The 21,700-nt window shown below is 67.5% G+C and carries 18 protein-coding genes; 12 read left to right on the plus strand and 6 right to left on the minus strand.

Annotated features, from left to right (window positions below; translation table 11 throughout):
* Window positions 1-28: 28 nt before the first annotated feature.
* From AC1M2K_RS13295 to AC1M2K_RS13305, 3 genes are read right to left on the minus strand one after another with little or no spacing between them, the layout of a single operon-like run.
* Window positions 29-2,134 (minus strand): iron ABC transporter permease, encoded by a 2,106-nt coding sequence (locus tag AC1M2K_RS13295; RefSeq protein WP_480241339.1) that lies wholly within the window; start codon window positions 2,132-2,134, stop codon window positions 29-31.
* A complete protein-coding gene (locus AC1M2K_RS13300) occupies window positions 2,115-3,083 on the minus strand; it encodes an iron-siderophore ABC transporter substrate-binding protein (protein ID WP_480241340.1) in 969 nt (322 codons plus the stop codon). The genes AC1M2K_RS13295 and AC1M2K_RS13300 overlap by 20 nt, the downstream gene beginning before the upstream one ends.
* A 58-nt stretch (window positions 3,084-3,141) precedes the next feature.
* The gene (locus AC1M2K_RS13305) at window positions 3,142-4,008 is read right to left on the minus strand and encodes an ABC transporter ATP-binding protein (protein ID WP_480241341.1); all 867 of its coding nucleotides are present in this window, start codon (window positions 4,006-4,008) and stop codon (window positions 3,142-3,144) included.
* 94 nt (window positions 4,009-4,102) lie between these two features.
* Here AC1M2K_RS13305 and AC1M2K_RS13310 point away from each other — a divergent pair, with 94 nt between their 5' ends.
* The 5 genes from AC1M2K_RS13310 to holA all read left to right on the plus strand — a co-directional run bounded on the left by AC1M2K_RS13310 (window position 4,103) and on the right by holA (window position 12,346).
* Window positions 4,103-5,467, plus strand: coding sequence for an anthranilate synthase component I family protein (locus tag AC1M2K_RS13310; RefSeq protein WP_480241342.1), 1,365 nt, complete (start codon window positions 4,103-4,105; stop codon window positions 5,465-5,467).
* A gap of 81 nt (window positions 5,468-5,548) precedes the next feature.
* Window positions 5,549-8,101, plus strand: coding sequence for a leucine--tRNA ligase (gene leuS / locus AC1M2K_RS13315; protein WP_480241343.1), 2,553 nt, complete (start codon window positions 5,549-5,551; stop codon window positions 8,099-8,101).
* A 113-nt stretch (window positions 8,102-8,214) separates the two neighbouring features.
* Entirely contained in the window at window positions 8,215-8,850 is a 636-nt protein-coding gene (locus AC1M2K_RS13320; protein ID WP_480241344.1) for a helix-hairpin-helix domain-containing protein, read from the plus strand.
* Window positions 8,847-11,264, plus strand: a complete 2,418-nt coding sequence (locus AC1M2K_RS13325) for a ComEC/Rec2 family competence protein (protein WP_480241345.1) — start codon at window positions 8,847-8,849, stop codon at window positions 11,262-11,264. The genes AC1M2K_RS13320 and AC1M2K_RS13325 overlap by 4 nt, the downstream gene beginning before the upstream one ends.
* Window positions 11,265-11,317: 53 nt before the next feature.
* A complete protein-coding gene (gene holA, locus AC1M2K_RS13330; protein ID WP_480236668.1) occupies window positions 11,318-12,346 on the plus strand; it encodes a DNA polymerase III subunit delta in 1,029 nt (342 codons plus the stop codon).
* 91 nt (window positions 12,347-12,437) lie between these two features.
* On the opposite strand, the gene rpsT is transcribed toward holA, so the two are convergent.
* Together rpsT and AC1M2K_RS13340 are read right to left on the minus strand one after the other, a co-directional pair.
* Complete coding sequence (gene rpsT, locus AC1M2K_RS13335) at window positions 12,438-12,698, minus strand: 30S ribosomal protein S20 (protein ID WP_480236667.1); 261 nt, start codon at window positions 12,696-12,698, stop codon at window positions 12,438-12,440.
* A 92-nt stretch (window positions 12,699-12,790) separates the two neighbouring features.
* The gene (locus AC1M2K_RS13340; protein ID WP_480241346.1) at window positions 12,791-13,555 is read right to left on the minus strand and encodes an alpha/beta fold hydrolase; all 765 of its coding nucleotides are present in this window, start codon (window positions 13,553-13,555) and stop codon (window positions 12,791-12,793) included.
* 114 nt (window positions 13,556-13,669) lie between these two features.
* On the opposite strand from AC1M2K_RS13340, the gene lepA reads away from it, so the two are divergent.
* Genes lepA through hemW form a run of 3 tightly spaced genes read left to right on the plus strand, consistent with a single transcriptional unit; the run spans window position 13,670 to window position 17,432 of the window.
* Complete coding sequence (gene lepA / locus AC1M2K_RS13345; RefSeq protein WP_480236665.1) at window positions 13,670-15,520, plus strand: translation elongation factor 4; 1,851 nt, start codon at window positions 13,670-13,672, stop codon at window positions 15,518-15,520.
* Between the two features lie 4 nt (window positions 15,521-15,524).
* A complete protein-coding gene (locus tag AC1M2K_RS13350; protein ID WP_480241347.1) occupies window positions 15,525-16,178 on the plus strand; it encodes a DUF1990 family protein in 654 nt (217 codons plus the stop codon).
* 30 nt (window positions 16,179-16,208) lie between these two features.
* Window positions 16,209-17,432, plus strand: a complete 1,224-nt coding sequence (gene hemW / locus AC1M2K_RS13355) for a radical SAM family heme chaperone HemW (protein ID WP_480241348.1) — start codon at window positions 16,209-16,211, stop codon at window positions 17,430-17,432.
* Between the two features lie 21 nt (window positions 17,433-17,453).
* Here the strand turns inward: hemW and AC1M2K_RS13360 are convergent, their stop codons facing one another.
* Window positions 17,454-18,083, minus strand: a complete 630-nt coding sequence (locus AC1M2K_RS13360) for a DUF4870 domain-containing protein (protein ID WP_480236662.1) — start codon at window positions 18,081-18,083, stop codon at window positions 17,454-17,456.
* Between the two features lie 205 nt (window positions 18,084-18,288).
* On the opposite strand from AC1M2K_RS13360, the gene hrcA reads away from it, so the two are divergent.
* The 4 genes from hrcA to AC1M2K_RS13380 all read left to right on the plus strand — a co-directional run bounded on the left by hrcA (window position 18,289) and on the right by AC1M2K_RS13380 (window position 21,627).
* On the plus strand, window positions 18,289-19,311 hold the full coding sequence (gene hrcA, locus AC1M2K_RS13365; protein ID WP_480236661.1) for a heat-inducible transcriptional repressor HrcA: 1,023 nt from the start codon (window positions 18,289-18,291) through the stop codon (window positions 19,309-19,311).
* Window positions 19,312-19,392: 81 nt separating this feature from the next.
* Window positions 19,393-20,487, plus strand: a complete 1,095-nt coding sequence (dnaJ, locus tag AC1M2K_RS13370) for a molecular chaperone DnaJ (RefSeq protein WP_480236660.1) — start codon at window positions 19,393-19,395, stop codon at window positions 20,485-20,487.
* Between the two features lies 1 nt (window position 20,488).
* Window positions 20,489-21,223: a 16S rRNA (uracil(1498)-N(3))-methyltransferase gene (locus AC1M2K_RS13375; protein WP_480241349.1), complete on the plus strand. Its 735-nt coding sequence runs from the start codon at window positions 20,489-20,491 to the stop codon at window positions 21,221-21,223.
* A 47-nt stretch (window positions 21,224-21,270) separates the two neighbouring features.
* Window positions 21,271-21,627 (plus strand): histidine triad nucleotide-binding protein, encoded by a 357-nt coding sequence (locus AC1M2K_RS13380; RefSeq protein ID WP_480236658.1) that lies wholly within the window; start codon window positions 21,271-21,273, stop codon window positions 21,625-21,627.
* Window positions 21,628-21,700 lie beyond the last annotated feature (73 nt).

Below are 21,700 nucleotides of genomic sequence, written 5' to 3' on the forward strand. Positions count from 1 at the left end.
GCTGGACGCGGGCCCCGCGACCGCCCGGTCAGCCCGCCCGCCGTGAACGCCAGAGTAGCCACACGAAGTACGGTGCGCCCACGAGGGCGGTGAGAAGCCCCGCCGGGAGTTGCGCCGGCGCGATGACGGTCCGGCCGAGCGTGTCGGCGAAGCCGACGAGGATCGCGCCGAGAAGGGCTGCGGTGGGAAGGACGAGTCGATGGCGTCCACCCACCAGCGCCCACGCAGCGTGCGGAGCCACCAGCCCGACGAATCCGATCACACCGACGGCGGCGACCGCTGTCGCCGCGAGCACGACGCTGATGGACAGCAGGAGGAGACGGGTCCTGCCGAGACGGATGCCGAGCAGCCGCGGGGTGTCGTCGTCCTGCGCGAGGATGTCGAGTTCACGGTCGACCACGGCCAGCAGCGGGATCGAAATGACCAACGCGACGCCGAGAGGCACGAGTTGCGGCAGCGTTCTCCCGTAGGTGGAGCCGGACAGCCAGGTGAGCGCCTTCGCGCCGTTGTACGGGTCTGTCGAGATGATCACCATGCTCACCAGAGCGGCAGCTCCTGCAGACACACCGATTCCGATGAGGATCAGCCGCTGGCTGTTGAGCCCGCCGGAGGCCGCCAGGCCGAAGACGAGCGCCGATGCGAGCGCCGCACCGGTCAGCCCGCCCGCCGTCACCAGCCAGAAACTCGCGACAGGTGCGAGGGTGATGACGATGACCGCGCCGAGTCCTGCGCCTCCCGTGACCCCGATGATGCCGGGCTCGGCGAGCGGATTCCTGGCGACGGCCTGCACGATCGTTCCTGACAGCGCTAGCGCCGCTCCGGCGAGCACGGCGGCGAGAACGCGGGGGAGCCTGGTGTCCATCACGAAACTGACGACAGGACCCGATTGCCCGGTCAGCCAGTTGAGGATGTCTCCCGCGAGCAGTTTCGTGTCACCGAGCATCAGCGAGACCACGGAGACGAGAACGAGAGCAACCGTGAGCGCGACGAGGATCCAGCGTCGGGTGCGCGCGGACGTCGTCCTGCCCGGTGCGCCGCTCTGGGTCTGGGTTCCTGCTCTTGCATCGCCGGTGCGACGGGCGAGGATCACGAGGAAGACGGCACCGAACAGGGATGTCACGACCCCGGTCGGGACATCGACGCCGGCCTGCCCGCCGAACACGAGGCGCAGCAGGACATCGGCACCCAGGACGACGATGACCCCCATCAGCGCTGAGGCGGGGATGAGCAGCAGGTGGCGCTGCAGGCCGGGGACCCGTGCGGCGATCAGACGGATGATCGCGGGAGCGGCCAGGCCGACGAATCCGATCGGTCCGGCGACCGTCACTGCGGCCGCCGAGAGGAGGACGGCGAGCAGTACGGCGACGAGCTGGGTGTTGCGCACTCGCAGACCGAGGACGGATGCCGCATCCTCTCCGAGCGAGAGGACGTCGAGCCTGGACGCGAGGATGAGGAGGCCGGCCACTCCGACGGCGACGACCGGACCGAATCTGGAGACAGCGTCGACGCCTGTCTGCGCGAGCGAGCCGGCACTCCACGCGTACATCCCCGTGGTCTCCTCGGTGAAGAGCAGGATGAGAACCGTGGTGAGGGCTGTCAGGGCCAGGGCGATCGCAGACCCGGCGAGGACCAGCCGAACAGTGCCGCTGCCGCCTCCAGCGGACAGGCCGAGGACGAGTGCCGCAGCGGCCAGGCCACCGGCGAATGCCACGAGTCCCTGCGCCAGCAACGGGAGTGTCACGCCGAGGGCCGCTGCGCTGACGATCGCCAGATATGCGCCTGCGTTGACGGCGAGCGTATCGGGGGAGGCGAGGACGTTCCTGGCGACCGTCTGCATGACGACGCCGGCGACACCCAGTGCCACACCGACGAGAAGCCCGGCGAGAAGCCGGGGGAGCCGTGAGGAGACGAGCACAGCTCCGGCCTGGTCGTCGCCCGACCCGCCCAGGAGTCCAAGAAGGTCGAGCCCGCCGACTCCCGCGGTTCCCTGCGTGAGGTGCACGACGGCGAGGACGATCGCTGTGGCGAGCCCCGTGGCGAAGAGCGCACCGAGTCGGAACCATCGGCTCCGCGCGACGCCCGGCCCCTGTAAGGGCCGGGCGGTCGCCGGAGGGCTACTGAGTGACTGCTGCAACGACCGCGTCGATGTAGTCGTTCATGGACGAAGGACCGCCGAACATCCAGATACCGTCGGCGAGACGGTGGACGTTGCCGCTCTTCACGAACGGGAGAGAGGTCCACACGGCGTTGTCTGCGAGTTCTTCACCGTACGCATCGACTCCGCCGCCGGCGATGTAGAGGAAGTGGACGTTCCCGAGCGACGTGAGTCCTTCGACGTCGGTGGAACCGAGTCCGTAGTCCTTGTCACCCTCACCGGTCCAGGCGTTGACGAGGCCGAGTTCCTCCGTGACAGCGGAGAGCAGCGCGCCTTCGGCGAACGGACGGATCGAGACCTGGCCTCCTGCGGCCCACGAGTCTGACATGACGAACTCGTCGCCATCCACACCTGCCTCGGTCAGCGCCGCAGCGGCTTCGTCGACCTTCGCGTCGAACCCGGCGAGAAGTTCATCGGCCTTGTCTTCCGTGCCCGTTGCGGCCGCGATGTTGGTGAGGTTCTTCTCCATCTGGCCGATCGGGTTGGACGCGTCCGCTCCGCGAACGACGAGGACGGGAGCAAACTCCTCGATCTGGGCGATGGCGCTTTCCGAGAGGTCAGAGGTCGTCACGACGAGGTCGGGCGCGAGTCCGGCGATGGAGTCGATGCTCGGTTCCCCGCGCATTCCGACATCCGTCACCGACTCGTCCAGGGACTCCGACTTCACCCAGGTGCCGTATCCATCGACGTCCGCGACGCCGACCGGCATCACTCCGAGCGCGACGAGATTCTCGGCCGTGTTCCACTCCAGCGCGACGACCTCGGTCGCGGGCTCGCTGAGGGAGATCCTCTCGCCGCGGTCGTCGGTGACGGTGATGGTCGTCGCGGTGTCCTTCTGGCTCGCAGGTGCTTCCGTCGTTCCGCAGCCCGCGAGGAGCAGGGCCGCCGCTGCTGCGGAGGCGATGAGGGGGAGTGGGCGCGTGGTCATGCGTGTCCTTTGCTGGGTGATGGCAGTCTGAAGCCGTGCCGGTGAGGCGACCGAGTGGTCAGGCGACGACGGTGGTGCTGGTGTGATCGGTGTGGGCGGGGACTTCGGATGCGACGCTGTGCCGGCTGCGCGCGTGGGTGCGGATCCGGCCGCTCACGACGTCCACGTCGACGCGGATGCCGTACACGGAGCTGAGGAGTTCGGTTTCGAAGACGTCACGCGGAGTTCCTGTTGCCCGCACCTGCCCCGATTCAAGGAGGACGACGGTGTCGGCGATCGCGGCAGCCTGGTCGAGGTCGTGCAGAACGACCCCGATCGTCACGCCGTGGACGACGGCGAGGTCCTTGATCAGGTCGAGCAACTCCACCTGGTAGCGCAGGTCGAGGTAGGTCGTGGGTTCGTCGAGCAGCAACACCTCTGTGTCCTGGGCAAGGCACCCGGCCAGCCACACACGTTGCAACTGCCCCCCGGAAAGCCGGTCGACGGGGCGGTCGGCGAATGACTCGATTCCAGTGAGTTCCATCGCCCGTTCGACCACGTCGGAGCCGTGTTCGTCGCCGCGATTCCAGCGCCCGCGGTGGGGGTGGCGCCCGAATTCGACGACCTCGCGCACGCTGAGCCCGGCCGGCGTCGGCCGGGTCTGTGCCAGGAGGGTGACCCTGCGGGCGAATTCGCGCTTGCCGATGCCGCTGGCGTCGAAACCCGACTCGGCGGAGGTCGTCACGGGGGGATCCGCATCGGGAGCTCCGAGGTACACGCGTCCGCCGTCGATCGGATGGAGGCGGGCGAGCGCCCGAAGCAGGGTCGACTTTCCGCTGCCGTTCGGCCCGACGAGGGCGGTGATCCGCCCCGGCTCCAGGGCGAGCGTCGCACCGTGGACAACGGGCGAGCCGTTGTACGAGAGGGTGAGGTCGAGACCGAGCATGTCGACACTCTATAGGTAAGCCTTACCTAAGTGAAAGTTCGCCCGAGTCACATACGCGGACGGACGCGCGCTGCGGCGCTCTAGGGTGGGATGCGTGATTCCCCGCTCGAACACCCGTCGGCTGAGCCACTGGATCGACCCGGAAACCGCCTATCTCCGGTATTTCGCCGGTGCCGCGCGATCATTTTGGCTCGACAGCGGGGCGCACGCCGCGAGCGGGTACAGCTATCTCGGCGACGGCGCCGAACTCCTCACTGCGAACGTCGCGCGGGCAACGGCGAGCTGGTCGACGGCCGACGGGGACACCTCCGCGCCTGTCGGGCTCTTCGACGCCCTCCGCGCGGAGTTCGCCGACTCCGGAGATGAGCCGTCCGCGGGCGAGTTCGCCCCAGGGCTTGTGGGCTGGATCGGGTACGAGGTCGGCGCCCAATCGGCGGGCACGCCCGCGCATCCGTCGCGCTACCCGGACGCTGCCCTGCTCCGCCCCGACCGGATGCTGGTCTTCGACCACGCCGCTCATGTGGTCACCGCTGTCGAGCGTGGTACCGGTGCGACATGCGCGGAGCCGTTCGGCTGGCTGAAAGCACCGGGCAACGAAGCCCAGGATGTACCTCGCCGCGCGGGCACTCACCCTGCACGCTGGCGGCACTCTGCTGCAGAGTACGCCGCGCTCATCGAGGAAGCCCAGGCCGAGATCCGCCAGGGGAACGCCTATCAGCTCTGTCTGACCAACGAGATTCGCGTGGACGGCGCGTTCGATCCGGTCGAGGTGTACCGTCGGCTCCGCCAGGCCAGTCCAACCCATCACGGCGGTCTCATTCGCGCGGATGACACCGCGTTGGTCAGTTCATCGCCCGAGCAATTCCTCCGGGTCACGCCTGACGGTACCGTCACGACACGTCCGATCAAGGGCACCAGGCCGCGCGGGGCGACGCCGGAGCACGATGCGGCTCTCGAGGCGGAACTCCTCGGCAGCGACAAAGAACGCGCCGAGAATCTGATGATCGTCGACCTCATGCGCAACGATCTCGGACGTGTGGCCGTGACCGGCAGCGTGTCCGTCACCCAGTTGCTCGCCGTCGAGAGCTACGCCCAGGTGCACCAGCTCGTCAGCACGGTGACCGCCGTACTCGCCGACGGCGTGAGCGGAGTGGATGCCGTCGAGTCGGCATTCCCGGCCGGTTCGATGACCGGTGCGCCGAAGCTCTCGGCGATGACCATCCTCGACAGACTGGAGTCCGGCCCCCGCGGTGTCTATTCGGGCGCGTTCGGCTACTTCGGCGCCGACGGCGCTGTCGACCTCGCGATGGTGATTCGGAGCATCCTGATCGACCCGACCGGCGCGTCGATCGGCACCGGCGGTGGGATCACTGCGCTGTCGGTTCCGACGGACGAGATCGAGGAAACCCGGGTGAAAGCTGCCGCACTTCTCGCCGCGCTGGGCGCATCGGAACAGTGAGTAGGCTAGATCCTTGGACCTCGGGTTCAACACCAGAACCACGCACCCGCCGGTCTTCACCCGCTTATGAATGAGAGTCACGTGTCGAACGACGAGCAGAGCCAGGCCGGACAACGGTACGATTTCGCCGCCATCCAGGAGAAGTGGCTTCCGGTCTGGGACCGGATCAAGCCATTCGCGACGAGCGACGTCACCGACAAGCGGCCGCGCAAGTATGTCCTCGACATGTTCCCGTACCCGTCTGGCGATCTGCACATGGGACACGCGGAGGCCTTCGGCCTCGGTGACGTCGTCGCCAGGTACTGGCGCCAGCAGGGCTTCAACGTGCTCCACCCGATCGGCTGGGACTCGTTCGGGCTGCCCGCCGAGAACGCGGCGATCAAGCGCGGCGTCGACCCGCGCGGCTGGACGTACGACAACATCGCACAGCAGAAGACCAGTTTCCGCACCTACGCGCCGTCGTTCGACTGGGACCGTGAGATCCACACGTCAGACCCCGAGTACTACCGCTGGACACAGTGGCTGTTCCTCCAGCTGTTCGAGAAGGGCCTGGCCTACCGCAAAGCGAGCGCCGTCAACTGGTGTCCGTTCGACCAGACCGTGCTCGCGAACGAGCAGGTCGTCGACGGCCACTGCGAACGCTGCGGGAACCTGGTCACGAAGAAGAAGCTGACCCAGTGGTACTTCCGCATCACCGACTACGCCGACCGTCTCGTCGACGACCTCAAGCAGCTCGAGGGTGCGTGGCCGACCAAGGTCATGAGCATGCAGCGCAACTGGGTCGGACGGTCCACAGGCGCAGACGTCAACTTCGTCATCGAAGGCAGGGCTGCGCCTGTCCCGGTCTACACGACGCGACCTGACACTCTCTACGGTGTCACGTTCATGGTCGTCGCTGTGGACTCCGACCTCGCGGCCGAACTCGTCGAAGACGCCCCTGACGCGACGAAGGCCGCGTTCGCCGAGTACCTCGACCGGGTCAAGGGCGAGACCGACATGGACCGGCTGAGCACCGAGCGCGAGAAGACCGGCGTGTTCCTGGAGCGGTACGCGGTGAACCCGCTCAACGGCGAACGGATCCCGATCTGGGTCTCCGACTACGTGCTCGCCGACTACGGCCACGGCGCGATCATGGCCGTGCCCGCACACGACCAGCGCGACCTCGACTTCGCCAGGGCGTTCGACCTGCCCGTCCGCGTCGTCGTCGACACCAACCAGCCGGTCACCGGAGCGATCCCCGTACTCGTCGACGGTGAACTCCCCGACGACCTGCCACCCGAGAGCCCGGCAGAGACCGGCCAGGCGCTCATCGGTCCCGGTCGCCTGATCAACTCGGGGCCATTCAATGGGCTGAGCAAGAATTCGGCGATCGCGAAGATCACGGATGCCCTCACGGCATCCGGTCTCGGAGCCTCGGCGAAGAACTACCGGCTCCGTGACTGGCTGATCTCGCGCCAGCGTTACTGGGGCGCTCCGATCCCGATCATCCACTGCGCCGACTGTGGTGAGGTGCCGGTTCCCGAAGACCAGCTCCCCGTCCAGCTGCCCGCGGCGGACGGTCTCGACCTGCAGCCGAAGGGTACGAGCCCGCTCGGGGCCGCCGAGGATTGGATCAACGTGCCGTGCCCCCGCTGCGGTGCACCCGCGAAGCGGGACTCGGACACGATGGACACGTTCGTCGACAGCTCCTGGTACTACCTGCGCTACCTCAACCCGCAGTCGGACAGCGTTGCCTTCGACCCCCGGCAGGCCGACAAATGGGCGCCAGTCGACCAGTACGTCGGTGGCGTCGAGCACGCCATCCTGCACCTGCTCTATTCGCGCTTCATCACGAAGGTGCTCTACGACCTCGGGCACCTCGGCTTCACCGAGCCGTTCTCGTCGCTGCTCAACCAGGGAATGGTGCTGATGGACGGCGCCAAGATGTCGAAAAGCAGGGGAAACCTCGTCGAGTTCGCCAGTGAACTCGAGCAGTACGGTGCCGACGCCCTCCGGGTGACGCTGATCTTCGCCGGGCCGCCCGAGGACGACATCGACTGGGCGGATGTTTCTCCGGCCGGTTCGGCCAAATTCCTCGCCCGCGCCTGGCGGGTGGCGCACGATGTCACGAGTGCGCCTGACGTGGTCTGGAAGAACGGCGACGCTGCACTTCGCCGGACGACCCACCGGTTCCTGGCCGACGCGCCTGGGCTGGTCGAGTCGTTCAAGTTCAACGTCGTGGTCGCCCGCCTGATGGAACTCGTCAACGCGACGAGGAAGGTCATCGACACCGGCGCAGGCCCGGCGGATGCTGCGGTGAGGGAGGCGGCGGAGGTCACCGCCGTCGCCCTCAACCTGTTCGCGCCGTACACGGCCGAAGACATGTGGGCCCAGCTGGGCTACGAGCCGACCGTCGCACATGTGCTCTGGCGCAAGGCCGACCCGACCCTCCTCGTCGAGGAGTCGGTGACCTGCGTCGTGCAGGTCGACGGAAAGGTGCGCGACCGGTTGGAGATCTCACCGAAGATCGGCGCGGACGAACTCGAGGCACTCGCGCGGGCGTCTTCTGCTGTGCAGCGGGCGATCGGAGACAGGTCGATCGTCAACGTCGTGGTGCGGCCGCCTCGCATCGTCAGTATCGCCACCAAACCGTAGACAGGCTTCCGGCCGTTCAGCGCCCGTCCCTCACAGGGGCGGGCGCTGTCGTTTCCATCCACGAAACCGACGCCGATCGGTCGTCGTTCCAGTTGCCCGTTTGACTGGGAGGCATGGCCAGGCACGCTCCCGCGAGGCCGCTGGGCGCAGCGGGCGCAGACCGACGACCCACGCTGGCGACACGGTCCTCGCCCGGTGTCCGCCTCAGCGTGGGCGCGCTCGTCCTCCTGCTTCTCGCCGGCCTGATCGCTGCGGTAGTCGTCTCCCTGCTCGGGGCATCGGGCCAGACTCGCGAAATCGCGCAACCGTCTCCGGTGGCGACGGAGGTCACTGGGGCTGTCGTCTATGTGCACGTCCTCGGCGAGGTTCAGAGCCCCGGCGTATACCAGCTGCGCGACGGCGACCGGGTGATCGATGCAATCGCTGCGGCGGGCGGGTTCACCGCTGTCGCGGATCAGCAGGGCGTGAATCTTGCTCGGTTCGTCACCGACGGGGAGCAGATCCCCGTGCCTGCTCAGGGCGCCGCACCGTCGGCACCGACTCCTGGCACGCCGGGCGGCAAGGTCAACCTCAACACCGCGACGAGCGCCGAGCTCGAGACACTGCCCAGGGTCGGGCCGGCGATGGCGGAACGGATCATCGCGTGGCGCGACGCCAACGGCCGGTTCACGAGCGTGGACGACCTCCTCGGAGTGACCGGGATCGGCGACAAGACGTTCGAAGCCCTGCGGGAACTGGTGACGGTGTGAGCGCAGCGCACCGGATCGTGCTCCCGGCGATCGCCGCCTGGCTGACGGCCGCCACCCTGATCGGCGTGCCGGACGCCGCGTGGGTCGCGGCATCCGTCGGCGCGGTGGCGACTGCTCTGTGCGCCGTTCTCGCCGCGCGGCGTCCCGATCGACGCAGTCGTCGAGGCCGGCGGAGAGCGCCTGCACGCGCCGGACACCGGTCGGCATGGTGGGCCCTCGCCGCCATCACCCTCCTCGCAACGACCCTCGCGGCGACAGCGATCGCAGCACGTCAGGACTCACGCACCCCTGGGCAACTCGTCACGGCGGCAGAGTCTCACCGTTCGGTCACAGTCAGGCTGCTGGTCACCGAGAAGTCCGTCATCGAAGACCGCCACTCGCCGTCGCTCTGGGACCGGTCGACGGATGCCGCCGAACAGGCAAACGACGGCGTCCCGCAGAGGGTGCGCGGCACGATCTCTGAATTCGAGATCGGCGACGAGAGCTACAGCGCCTCGGTGCCCGCCCTTCTCTTTGCGACTGTTCCCGGCAAGGACCCCGTCGCGATCGGCAGCGTGCTGGAGGCTCCCGTGGCGCTTCGACTGACCCCGGCTGGAGACGCCGCGGCCTTTCTGCTCTTCGCGGGCAGACCGGCGACGCTCGTGGAGAGTCCGCGCTGGTACCTGGCCTGGGCGGCGGGACTGCGAACCGGGTTCGTCGACGCTGCCTCGGCCCTTCCCGGAGGCGGTGGTGAACTCCTCCCAGGTCTCGCCGTCGGCGACACCACCGCGGTGAGCGCGTCACTCGACGAGGCGATGAAGGCGAGTTCGCTGAGCCACCTCACCGCCGTGTCCGGGGCGAACTGCGCCGTGATCGTCGCCGTGCTCACCGGTCTTCTCGCCGCACTCGGAGCTCCACGACGGCTGCGGATCACCGGCGCCCTCGTCGGGCTCGGACTCTTCGTCCTGCTCGTCACACCCGAGCCGAGCGTGGTCCGCGCCGCTCTGATGGCGCTGGCCGTGCTGCTCGCGCTCGGAGCCGGGCGCCCGAGCGCAGGGCTGCCGGTGCTCAGCCTGGTCGTCCTCGTGGTGGTGGTCGCCGATCCTTGGCTGTCACGCAGCTACGGCTTCGTGCTCTCCGCCCTCGCGACCGCCGGCCTCCTGACGCTGACCGGGCCGCTCACCCGTCTGCTGGCACGGATCCTGCCGCGATGGCTCGCGGCAACGATGGCCATCCCGCTCGCCGCGCAACTGGCCTGCCAGCCGGTCATCATCCTGCTGTCACCGTCCTTACCCCTGCTCGGAGTTCCCGCCAACCTTCTCGCGGCACCCGCGGCTCCGATCGCCACTCTTCTCGGTCTTCTCGGCTGCCTCCTGACGCCGATCCTCGGGCCGGTCGCCGGCCTGGCGCTCTGGCTCGGCTGGATCCCGGCGACCTGGATCTCGGCCATCGCCACGACCGTTCACACCCTGCCGCTCACGAGCCTGCCCTGGTTGCCTGGCGCAGCTGGGGCACTGCTTCTCGCGCTTCTCACCGCCGTGTTCGTGGCTGGGGTGAGATCCGTCGAGACCGGGAATCGGATGCTGGCGGTTGCGAGCGCCGTGATTCTCGTCGTCGCCGGCGGAGCCTACGCCGGTAGCCTCGCTGCGCAGCGCTTCGCCCCTGCGCTGTCGATGCCCGCCGACTGGAGCCACGCGGCGTGCGACGTCGGGCAGGGCGATGCCGTTCTCGTCAGGAGCGACGATGCTGTCGCGCTCATCGACACCGGTGTCGACCCGCGCCTGCTCACCGCCTGCCTCGACACCCTGGCGATCGGTCGGCTCGACCTGCTGGTGCTCACCCACTTCGACCTCGACCATGTGGGTGGGGTGTCAGCCGTGGTCGGTCGGGCCTCCGTCGTCCTCGCCGGTGAGCCGCAGAATGCGACGGATGAGCGGATCCTCGCCGACCTCTCCGCCGGTGGCGCGCAGATTCACCGCGGAGTCGCAGGAGGCACGGGTGACCTCGGTCGGATCCGGTGGAGGGTGCTGTGGCCGCCTGCGCGCTCCGGCGAGCTCTGGGTCGGCAACTCGGGAAGCGTGACGATGGTGTTCGAACCGGAGGCCGGCGGCATCCGTTCGCTCTTCCTGGGCGACCTGGGCGAGTCGGCGCAGGAGCGCATCCTTGCCGGGCACCGCATCGGCGGCCCGGTCGACCTCGTCAAGATGGCGCACCACGGTTCGGCGGACCAGAGTGCACGGATCTATCTGGCTGCGTCCGCGTCGATCGGCCTGATCTCGGTCGGCGCGGACAACGGATACGGGCATCCCACCCCGGCCGCGCTGGCGATGCTCGCGTCGGCGGGTACGACCGGCTTCAGGACCGACCGCTGCGGTCTCATCGTTGTCGGGGGCACATCGGTGAACCCGGTGGTCTGGACCGAGCGGTCCTGTTGAGGGTCCGCGCGTCGGCGGTCGCCGGTAGGCTGGAACTGTGAGGAAGGTGGGCTGTGGCAGCTGCACGTAGCGGGACATCCGCCAAGGCGACCGCAAAGGTCGCCATTCCCCAGCTCGGCTGGAACGCCGTCCGGCCCGCGCCGGTCGTCCTCGTCTCCGGTACCCAGGGTTTCCTCGCCGACCGCGCGATCCGACTCCTCCGGGACTACCTCAAAGCTGAGGACCCCAGTCTCGAGGTCAACGACATCGAAGCCGACAGTTACGCGCCGGGGGAGCTCATCACCCTGGCCAGCCCGTCCCTGTTCGGTGAGCCGCGGCTGATCCGCGTGACGAACGTCGAAAAGGGGTCTGACGACTTCATGGCCGAGGCCCTGTCGTACCTGGAATCCCCTGCGGACGGTGCCTACGTCGTGCTCCGTCACGCCGGGGGAGTACGCGGCAAGAAACTGCTCGACGCTGTCCGCGCCAGCAAGGCCTCGGCGATCGAGGTGGTCTGTGCCGAACTCAAGAAGGAGTCAGACAAGTACGACTTCGCCGCAGCCGAGTTCAAGGCCGCAGGCAAACCGATCCGGCCTGCGGCGTTGCGCGCCGTTGTCTCCGCCTTCGCCGACGACCTCGCCGAACTGGCCGGTGCCTGCGCACAGCTGATCGCTGACAGCGGCGCAGAGGTGACCGAAGCCACCGTCACGAGGTATTACGGCGGCCGCGTCGAAACCAACGCGTTCGCCGTCGCCGATGCCGCGATCGCCGGCCGCTACGCCGAAGCGCTGGTCGGGCTCCGTCACGCCCTCGACTCCGGCGCGGACCCGGTCCCGATCGTCGCCGCCTTCGCCAGCAAGCTCCGAACCATGGCCAAGATCCAGGGCGGTCGCGGGTCGTCCGCCGATCTGGCAAGACAGTTCGGTCTCGCACCGTGGCAGGTCGACCGGGCCAGGCGCGACCTGTCCGGCTGGACCGATCAGGGACTCGGTCGCTGCATCCAGGTCCTCGCCGACACCGACGCGAACGTCAAGGGTGGCGGGCGCGACCCGGTCTACGCCCTCGAGCGGATGATCCACACGGTGGCCGGTCGCGGTCGCTGACAAGCTCCTCGAAACACAGACCGCCGAAATCCCTCCTTGGAAACACAGAAGGCCCCGCCGAAGCGGAGCCCAGTGTGAAAGAAAGTGCTGCTTAGAGAGCGGCAACCTTCTTGGCGAGAGCCGACTTGCGGTTCGCAGCCTGGTTCTTGTGGATGACGCCCTTGCTCACGGCCTTGTCGAGCTTCTTCGCTGCGGTCTTCAGGGTGGCCTGGGCCTTGTCCTTGTCACCGGCGAGGATGGCTTCGCGTGCCTGGCGGACGACGGTCCGGAGCTGGCTCTTGATCGCCTTGTTGCGCTCAGTTGCCTTCTTGTTGGTGCCGATTCGCTTGATCTGCGACTTAATGTTTGCCACGTTTATACGCTTCCGTTGTGATCGAATGGAGTGCCGCTGGGCGAGAGAGGGCGCTTTGCGGCGAAAATCGTGCGGGGCGACCCACACGCAAGTCAAGGACCAACGATACCAGTCCCGGTGCCATTCTCTGAAATCTGCCGGGCGGGAGGTGTGAGCGTCTCCGCAGCAGCCACCACCGCCCGCGTGAACTCGGCAGGCTTGACGAGGCTGACGAGGTGCGTGGCGCGGGGGACGACGAGAACGGATGCCTCCGGTTTCGCCCGCAGAAACGCCCGCTGGTCGAGCCGGAAATGGTCAAGACTGCCCATGACGAACCAGACATGACCCGGATACCGGCGGAGGCTGCCGAGCGGGTCGAGGGTGCCGACAGCGGTCAGCGCGGTGTCCATCACGTCGAGCGCGACGCCGCCTGCGCCCATGTCTGCGACACCCTCCTGCGGCAGGAACCGCCTCGCCATCGTGTCGTTGAGCCAGGCCCCGCGGTCGGGAAGCCGGTGGATTCCCCGTGCCAGCGCGCGGTAGCCCCACAGGCCGACACCGCGGGGCAGGGTCTGGCAGCTGGCCGCCACCAGCCCGGCGATCCGGTCAGGGTGCAGGCCGGCGTAGTGGATGGTGAGATACCCGCCGAGGGAGAGCCCGACGAGGAGGACAGGACCCTCGTGGCGCCCGACCGCGTCATCGATCGCGGCGACGGCCCCGTCGATGCTGAAGACTTCGCCCATGCGTGACCCATGCCCGGGAAGATCGATGGCTTCCACCTCGTAGCCCGCCTGCAACAGGTCGTCGACCTGGCGGCGCCACATCGACGACGACGTGCGGATGCCGTGGACGAGCACGATCGCAGGCTTGCCGGTCATCTCCCCATTCTCGCAGCGGCATCCGGTCGAGTCGACGGGGCGGCCCAGCCGCCGGGCGGTTCATGGGACAATGGGGAGTTAGTCCTTTCCACCCCCGAACTTTCTGAGGAACGCGTGAGCCCTAAAGCTGCGAAGGCACTCGAGCCTGCCGCTACCGACCCGTCGTTCATCCGCAACTTCTGCATCATCGCGCACATCGACCACGGCAAGTCGACGCTCGCCGACCGGATGCTGTCGGTCACCGGCGCGGTTTCCGATCGTGACATGCGCGCCCAGTACCTCGACCGGATGGACATCGAGCGCGAGCGCGGTATCACCATCAAGAGCCAGGCCGTGCGGATGCCGTGGGAGCTCGACGGTCAGACCTACGCGCTCAACATGATCGACACCCCCGGTCACGTCGACTTCACCTACGAGGTCTCCCGATCCCTTGCGGCGTGTGAAGGCGCCATCCTCCTCGTCGACGCCGCCCAGGGGATCGAGGCGCAGACCCTCGCGAACCTCTACCTGGCGATGGAGAACGACCTCGAGATCATCCCGGTCCTCAACAAGATCGACCTGCCTGCGGCCGACCCGGAGAAGTACGCCAAGGAACTCGCGAACCTCATCGGCGGATCACCGTCCGATGTGCTCAAGGTCTCCGGGAAGACCGGCGTCGGCGTCGAGGAGCTGCTCGACCGCGTCGTGCAGAAGATCCCGAACCCCGTCGGCGACCCGAACGCCCCCACCCGCGCCATGATCTTCGACTCCGTCTACGACACCTATCGCGGAGTCATCACCTACGTGCGGATGATCGACGGTCACCTCAGCCCGCGTGAACGCATCCAGATGATGTCGACCCGCGCCGTTCACGAACTTCTCGAGATCGGTGTCAGCTCCCCTGAGCCGGCCCCGACGAAGGGGCTCGGCGTCGGCGAGGTCGGTTACCTCATCACCGGTGTGAAGGATGTGCGCCAGTCCAAGGTCGGTGACACCGTCACCACGGCGTCGAAGCCGTCCACAGAGGCACTGCCCGGCTACACCGACCCGAAGCCCATGGTGTTCTCGGGCCTGTATCCGATCGACGGCAGCGACTACCCGGTTCTGCGCGACGCACTCGACAAGCTCAAGCTGTCCGACGCCTCGCTGAACTACGAGCCGGAGACTTCCGTCGCCCTCGGCTTCGGCTTCCGTTGCGGGTTCCTCGGACTGCTGCACCTCGAGATCGTCACCGAGCGACTCGAACGTGAATTCAACCTCGACCTCATCGCCACGGCGCCGAGCGTCACCTACGAGGTCACCACCGACGACAAGAAGACCGTGACGGTCACGAACCCGAGCGAGTTCCCCGGCGGCAAGATCTCCTCGGTCGAGGAACCGATGGTGAAGGTCGGCATCCTCTCGCCCAAGGACTACGTCGGCACGATCATGGAACTCTGCCAGGGCCGCCGCGGCGCGCTGCTCGGCATGGAGTACTTCGGCGAGGATCGCGTCGAACTCCGTTACACGATGCCGCTCGGCGAGATCGTCTTCGACTTCTTCGACCACCTCAAGAGCCGCACGCAGGGGTACGCCTCGCTCGACTACGAACCCTCCGGATCGCAGACAGCCGACCTCGTGAAGGTCGACATCCTGCTGCAGGGCGAACAGGTCGACGCGTTCAGCGCGATCGTCCACCGCGAGAAGGCGTACGCATACGGCCTGCTGATGACCGAGCGACTGAAGAAGCTCATCCCGCGCCAGCAGTTCGAGGTTCCGATCCAGGCTGCCATCGGTGCGCGGATCATCGCCCGCGAGTCGGTGCGCGCAATGCGCAAGGATGTCCTCGCCAAGTGCTACGGCGGCGACATCAGCCGTAAGCGCAAACTGCTCGAGAAGCAGAAAGAGGGCAAGAAGCGCATGAAGATGGTCGGCAGGGTCGAGGTTCCGCAGGAGGCGTTCATCGCCGCGCTGAGCGGAGACACGGAAACGAAAGACAAGAAGTAACGGGATGCGTCGCAGCAACTTCGAGGATCAGCCGGTCGACTACGCGGCCGTGGGCGCCACGCAGGCGCACGACCTCATGCAATACCCGCCGAAGGGATTCACCCCGTTCGAGGCCTCCATCCGGCTCGGGAGCGGCGAGGAACGGTTCGAGTCGGCGACGGCATCCCTGCTGGGCTGGGACATCCTTCGCGGAGCGGGGATCGCCGTGCTCGACGTCAAGGCTGACTCAGGGCAGCGGTACGGCGGCATCCGCTACGCCGAGGACGGCACTGCCCTCGAACCGATCGCGGTGTCGACCGAGCAGAGATTCGCTGCTGACGGCACGCCGTTCGTTTCGTCCGGTACGACGGCACGCCTGCGCGGCCACGTCCGCTCGTTCAGGATGGACGAACGTGTTCGTGTGGTCTACGTCATCGAGGAACCCACCATCGTCGCATTCGCCTACGGCACCGTCGGCGCCCACCGGGTGAGCGGGGAGGAATCGTTCCGCGTCGAGCGACGCGAGGACGACTCGGTCTGGTTCGAGGTTCGGTCGTTCAGTCGGCCGGTGTCGCTGCTGTACCGCCTGTTCCCTCCGCTCGTGAAGATGCGCCGGAAGAGGTTCACGACCGCGTACCTGCGGTCCCTGTCTCCTCTGTGGTCGACCCCGACGGCCTGACGTGACCCGAATTCACCCGGGGCGCTCCTGATGGCCGGCCCCCAGCCGATCGGTGACCCAGCACCACCCGACGGATCACTGCCGCGATCCGTTCTCGACGGCGCGGCCGAGCGGATGCTGTCCGTCTACCTGCACGTCCCGTTCTGCCGGGTGCGGTGCGGGTACTGCGACTTCAACACGTACACGGCAACCGAGCTCCGCGGGGCGAAGCAATCCGACTACGCCTCAGAGGCTTCAGCAGAGGTCGCCTTCGCAGCAGGCACCCTGCGCTCATCCGGGCTTCCGGAGCGGCCCGCAGGCACCGTCTTCTTCGGCGGAGGAACGCCGACGCTGCTGCCGGCGGCCGACCTGACGAGGATGCTCGACGCCGTCCGCGACGAGATCGGGCTGGCCCCTGACGCCGAGATCACCACGGAGGCGAATCCGGACTCCGTCGACGCCGGCTACCTCGCCACGCTGGCCGACGCCGGATTCACCCGCGTCTCCTTCGGCATGCAGTCAGCGGTCCCGCACGTTCTCGCGACTCTCGAGCGCACGCACGACCCGGATCGGGTGCCTCTCGTCGTCGATTGGGCCAGACGCGCCGGCCTCCAGGTCAGCGTCGATCTCATCTACGGCACACCGGGGGAGACCCTCGACGACTGGGAGACCTCCGTCGATGCTGCGCTGGATACGAGTCCCGACCACCTCTCCGCATACTCGCTCATCGTCGAGGCCGGCACCAAACTGGCTCGGCAGATCAAGTCGGGGCTGGTCTCCCAGCCTGACGAGGACCTGCAGGCGGACATGTACGAACTCGTCGACGCGAAACTCGTCGCGGCCGGATTCGACTGGTACGAGGTGAGCAACTGGTCCCGCGGTCGGAAGTTCCAGTCCAGGCACAACCTCGCCTACTGGCGCAGCCAGGACTGGTGGGGGATCGGGCCAGGGGCGCACAGCCACATCGGCGGTGTCCGGTGGTGGAACGTCAAACATCCGGCCGCATACGCCGGGCGGATGAGCGAGGGCGTATCGCCAGGCGCGGGGAGGGAGACCCTCTCCGCAGACACCCGTGAACTCGAACGCATCCTGCTGCTCGCGCGTACCAGGGACGGCATCGCCATCCCGTCGCTCGCCTCGGAGGCGCGCGTCGCAGTGGCCGGGCTCATCGCAGACGACCTCGTCAACGCCGAAGCCGCCCTGCGCGGGAGAGTGGAACTGTCCCTGCGAGGGCGGCTTCTTGCCGATGCGGTGGTCCGCCGGCTGACGGTGTGAGCCCGCCGGCGGATCAGACGGCTACTTCACCATGCGGATGGCGAAGAAGTAGCGGTACGCTTCGCCATTGTTGACCTTCACGCCTCCGATGATTCCGAAGATGACACCGAGGATGCCGACGATCCAGGCAAGGGGGAACAGCAGGAAGCCGATCAGGACCAGCGCGAGGATCGACCCGAGGATGTAGAGGCCGACGACGAAGATCGTCACGGTGAGCTGGAAGTTCAGGGACTCCTTCGCCTCCTGGCGCGTGAACGGTCCGCGATCCTTGAACACGAGGAAGATGATGAGAGGGGCGATCCACCCGGCGGTGCCTGCACCGAGGAACGCGCCGAGAGCCCCGCCGAAGTGCGCGAACGACGCCCACTGCTTGTCCTCGGCCTGCGTCAGAGGGGGCGATGCCTGGCCCTGGTAGGCGTACTGCTGCGGAGGCTGCTGTCCCGGGTACGGCTGCTGACCGTACGGAGCCTGTCCGGGTGGGGGCTGCTGGCCGGGGTACGGCTGCTGGCCTCCGTACGGCTGCTGTCCGCCGTATGGCGGCTGGGGAGCTTGCGGAGCCGGTGGGCCCTGCGGAGGCTGCGGCTGGTTCTGGGGGGCCTGCGGCTGGTTCTGGTTGGGGTCAACCGGTGGTTGCGCGTTGGGGTCGGTCATGGCCAAGCCTTTCGATCGATGGCGCTGCTGCTGTGGGGCCCGAACGTGCCAGTTCCCCGAAGGGAGCGGTGTCGCGGGCTTGAGCTAAAAGTACTGCTGTTCAGGGGGTTAGGCAATTACCCCTGCCGCGAGGCGCACGCTAGAATTGGCACTCAGGGTTGCTGAGTGCCAAAGCTTGGGCCCGTTCACGCGGAAGGGGTGCGCCATGGTTTCTGAGCGAAGCCTCGAGGTTCTCCGCGTCATCGTGCAGGACTACGTCGCCAGCCGTGAGCCGGTCGGCTCGAAGGCGATCGTCGAACGGCACTCCTTCGGTGTGTCAGCGGCGACGATCCGCAACGACATGGCCCAGCTGGAGGAGGAGGAGCTGATCTCCGCCCCTCACACGTCTTCCGGGCGTGTCCCGACCGACAAGGGCTACCGCCTGTTCGTCGACCAGCTCGCCGACCGTAAACCGCTCACAGCGGCACAGCGGGAGGCGATCGAGACATTCCTCGGTCAATCCGTCGGGCTCGACGACGTGCTTATGCGCACGGTGCGGCTGCTGTCCCAGATCACCAACCAGGTCGCCATCGTGCAGTATCCGTCGTTCGCCCGGGCGCAGGTCAGGCACGTCGAATTGGTCGGTCTCACCGACCACAGACTGCTGACCGTTCTGATCACCGATACCGGCCGGGTCGAACAACGCGTCGTCGAGATCGAGCACCCGGTCGAGGCCCACACGCTCGAGCGGCTTAAAGGTCAGCTCAACGCGCTGCTCATCGGGTCGAACGTCGACGCATCGGCGGCGATCCTCGATGCCATCAGGGCGGAAGCGGCGCCCGAAGATGAGGTTCTCGTCGGGCGGGTCAGCCAGGCACTGAGTGAGCAGTTCGCTGAATACCGACACGACAAGCTCGTGATGGCGGGCGCAGCGAACCTCGCCAGGACCGAGGACGACTTCTCGGGGAGCATCTACCCGGTCCTCGAAGCACTCGAGCAGCAGGTCGTTCTCCTGCGCCTGTTCGGCGAGATGGCGACCGACCTGAACGGCGTCTCGGCCTCGATCGGACGGGAGAATGCCTCGTTCGGACTCGGTGAGACCTCCATCATCGCAAGCAACTATCGTTCCTCTTCTGGCGAACTTGCCAGACTTGGCGTGCTCGGACCGACGAGAATGGATTATTCCAACAATCTCGCGGCCGTCCGGGCCGTCGCCCGCTACCTGTCACGCCAACTCGGCGACGACTGAGTGGCACGCTGAGCCCGGCGCAGCGCACATCCCCTGGTCGTCCCCCGAGCACAGCGACGACCCCACGACGAAAGGCCTTGAGTGGCTGACCATTACGAAGTTCTCGGAGTGTCCCGCGAAGCGACGACCGACGAGATCAAGAAGGCGTACCGCCGACTGGCACGGGAACTGCACCCCGACGTCAATCCGGGCGCTGAAGCATCCGAGCGGTTCAAGGAAGTGACGCACGCGTACGACGTGCTCAGCGACGCCAAGCAGCGTCAGCAGTACGACATGGGTGGCTCAGGTGGAATGGGTGGCGCCGGTTTCGGCGGTTTCGGCGACATCTTCGACACCTTCTTCGGCGGACAGCAGCAACGCGGGCCGAAATCCCGGCGCGAACGTGGCCAGGATGCGCTGCTCCGTGTCGAGGTCGACCTCGCCGAGGTGATCTTCGGCACCCACCGCGACCTCGAGGTCGATACCGCAGTGCTCTGCGAGACCTGCCAGGGGTCATGCTGCCAGCCGGGCACGTCGCCGATCACCTGCGACATCTGCCGAGGCACCGGCTCGATCCAGCGGGCGGTGCGCTCCCTTCTCGGGAACGTCATGACCTCCACGCCGTGCGGCACCTGCCGCGGCCACGGTACGGTCATCCCCAACCCGTGCGTCACCTGCCAGGGCCAGGGCCGTGTGCGCGACCGCAGGACTGTCCCCGTCGACATCCCGGCCGGGGTGGACACCGGACTTCGCCTGCAGATGCCGGGCAGCGGCGAGATCGGGCCTGCCGGTGGACCGCACGGTGACCTCTACCTCGAGATCAAGGTCCGCAGCGACGAGCGGTTCAGCCGTAACGGCGACGACCTGCTCTGCACCCTCGAGGTCCCGATGACGGATGCCATTCTCGGCGTCACCACGACCATCCACGCGCTCGACGGGGACGTGGACGTCGAACTCAAGCCGGGCGTCCAGAGTTCAGAGGTCCTGACGGTCAAGGGCCGCGGAGTCACCAAGCTGCGCGGCAACGGTCGAGGCGACCTGCGCATCGGCGTCCAGGTCCTCACACCGACACGGCTCGACCACCGCGAACGGGAACTCATCAAGACGTTCGCCGCCGGCCGTGACCAGAAGGGCACCCAGCTCGGATCCTTCCAGCAGGGCCTCTTCTCCAAGCTGCGCGACCGGTTCCTCGGCTGACATGAGCAGCCTGTACCTGCGCGAGGACCTCGGTGAGACCACGGTCGGTGCGCTCATCGAGCTCGGCGGCGCAGAGGCGAAGCATGCCGTGACCGTGAACCGGTCTCGGGTCGGCGACGGGATCCGCATCGGCAACGGTCGCGGACTCGTCGCTACAGGGATCATCGAGTCGATCGAGCCCGGTGCTGTCGCCGTCCGCGTCACCGATGTGGAGGAGCGGGCAGAGCCAGCGCCCCGCCTCGTGCTGGTCCAGGCACTCGCCAAGGGCGACCGCGACGAACTCGCCATCCAGGCGGCTACCGAACTCGGCGTCTCGGCGATCATCCCGTGGGCGGCATCGCGGAGTGTCTCACGCTGGGAGGGAGCCAAGAAAGAGAAGGGCCGGGCGCGTTGGGAGACCATCGTGCGGGAAGCGTCGAAGCAGTCGATCCGCTGGTTCGTTCCCCCGGTGCTCCCGATCGCCTCGACCGCAGACCTGAAGGTGCTCGCAGCGACCTCCAGAGTCGTTCTCCTCGACCCGACCGCCACCGATCGCTTGAGCGACCTCCCTGCCGACGCAGACGACAGTGATCTGCTGCTGGTCGTCGGGCCGGAGGGCGGGATCAGTGACTCCGAACTCGACGCTCTCACCGCCGCTGGCGCCGTCCGGGTGCGACTCGGGGACACCGTGCTGAGGACCTCCTCAGCCGGACCGGCCGCACTCGCCGTCCTCAATGTCTCCCTTGGCCGCTGGTGAACCCGCGCAGCCGCCCACCGATCGCCAGAGCTTCGTAGGATAGGACCATGTCGAGAACCGAACCCAGCATCTTCACCCGCATCATCGCGCGCGAGATCCCCGCGACGATCGTGGGCGAGACCGACCGGCTGATCGCGTTCAACGACATCGCCCCGAAGGCTCCCGTCCACATCCTGGTGGTGCCGAAGACCGAGCAGTATGCCAACGTCGCTGCCCTCGCAGCGGGTGACCCTGCACTCCTGGCCGAGCTCGTCGCCTTCGCCCAGGAACTCGCGGACGCGCACGGCGGCGAGTTCCGCCTCGTGTTCAATACCGGCGAACGCGCCGGCCAGACCGTTTTCCACGTGCACGCGCACGTGCTCATCGGCAACCTCGGAGAGGATTCCAGTGCCGGAAACGAATGACCCGATTCTCCCCGTGAGCGATCCGGTGGTGCAGCCCGATCACGCCGAAGCGAAGCTCCACGTCGACGGAGTG

It is taken from the genome of Mycetocola sp. Y171, from assembly GCF_056713165.1.

What these genes read in the sequence shown, in the direction of transcription:
- AC1M2K_RS13320 (WP_480241344.1), top strand. Translation starts at nt 8,215, where the DNA reads ATGGCCAGGCACGCTCCCGCGAGGCCGCTGGGCGCAGCGGGCGCAGAC.
- AC1M2K_RS13300 (WP_480241340.1), bottom strand. Translation starts at nt 3,083, where the DNA reads ATGACCACGCGCCCACTCCCCCTCATCGCCTCCGCAGCAGCGGCGGCC.
- hrcA (WP_480236661.1), top strand. Translation starts at nt 18,289, where the DNA reads ATGGTTTCTGAGCGAAGCCTCGAGGTTCTCCGCGTCATCGTGCAGGAC.
- AC1M2K_RS13305 (WP_480241341.1), bottom strand. Translation starts at nt 4,008, where the DNA reads ATGCTCGGTCTCGACCTCACCCTCTCGTACAACGGCTCGCCCGTTGTC.
- AC1M2K_RS13380 (WP_480236658.1), top strand. Translation starts at nt 21,271, where the DNA reads ATGTCGAGAACCGAACCCAGCATCTTCACCCGCATCATCGCGCGCGAG.
- AC1M2K_RS13340 (WP_480241346.1), bottom strand. Translation starts at nt 13,555, where the DNA reads ATGACCGGCAAGCCTGCGATCGTGCTCGTCCACGGCATCCGCACGTCG.
- AC1M2K_RS13360 (WP_480236662.1), bottom strand. Translation starts at nt 18,083, where the DNA reads ATGACCGACCCCAACGCGCAACCACCGGTTGACCCCAACCAGAACCAG.
- AC1M2K_RS13350 (WP_480241347.1), top strand. Translation starts at nt 15,525, where the DNA reads ATGCGTCGCAGCAACTTCGAGGATCAGCCGGTCGACTACGCGGCCGTG.
- hemW (WP_480241348.1), top strand. Translation starts at nt 16,209, where the DNA reads ATGGCCGGCCCCCAGCCGATCGGTGACCCAGCACCACCCGACGGATCA.
- AC1M2K_RS13375 (WP_480241349.1), top strand. Translation starts at nt 20,489, where the DNA reads ATGAGCAGCCTGTACCTGCGCGAGGACCTCGGTGAGACCACGGTCGGT.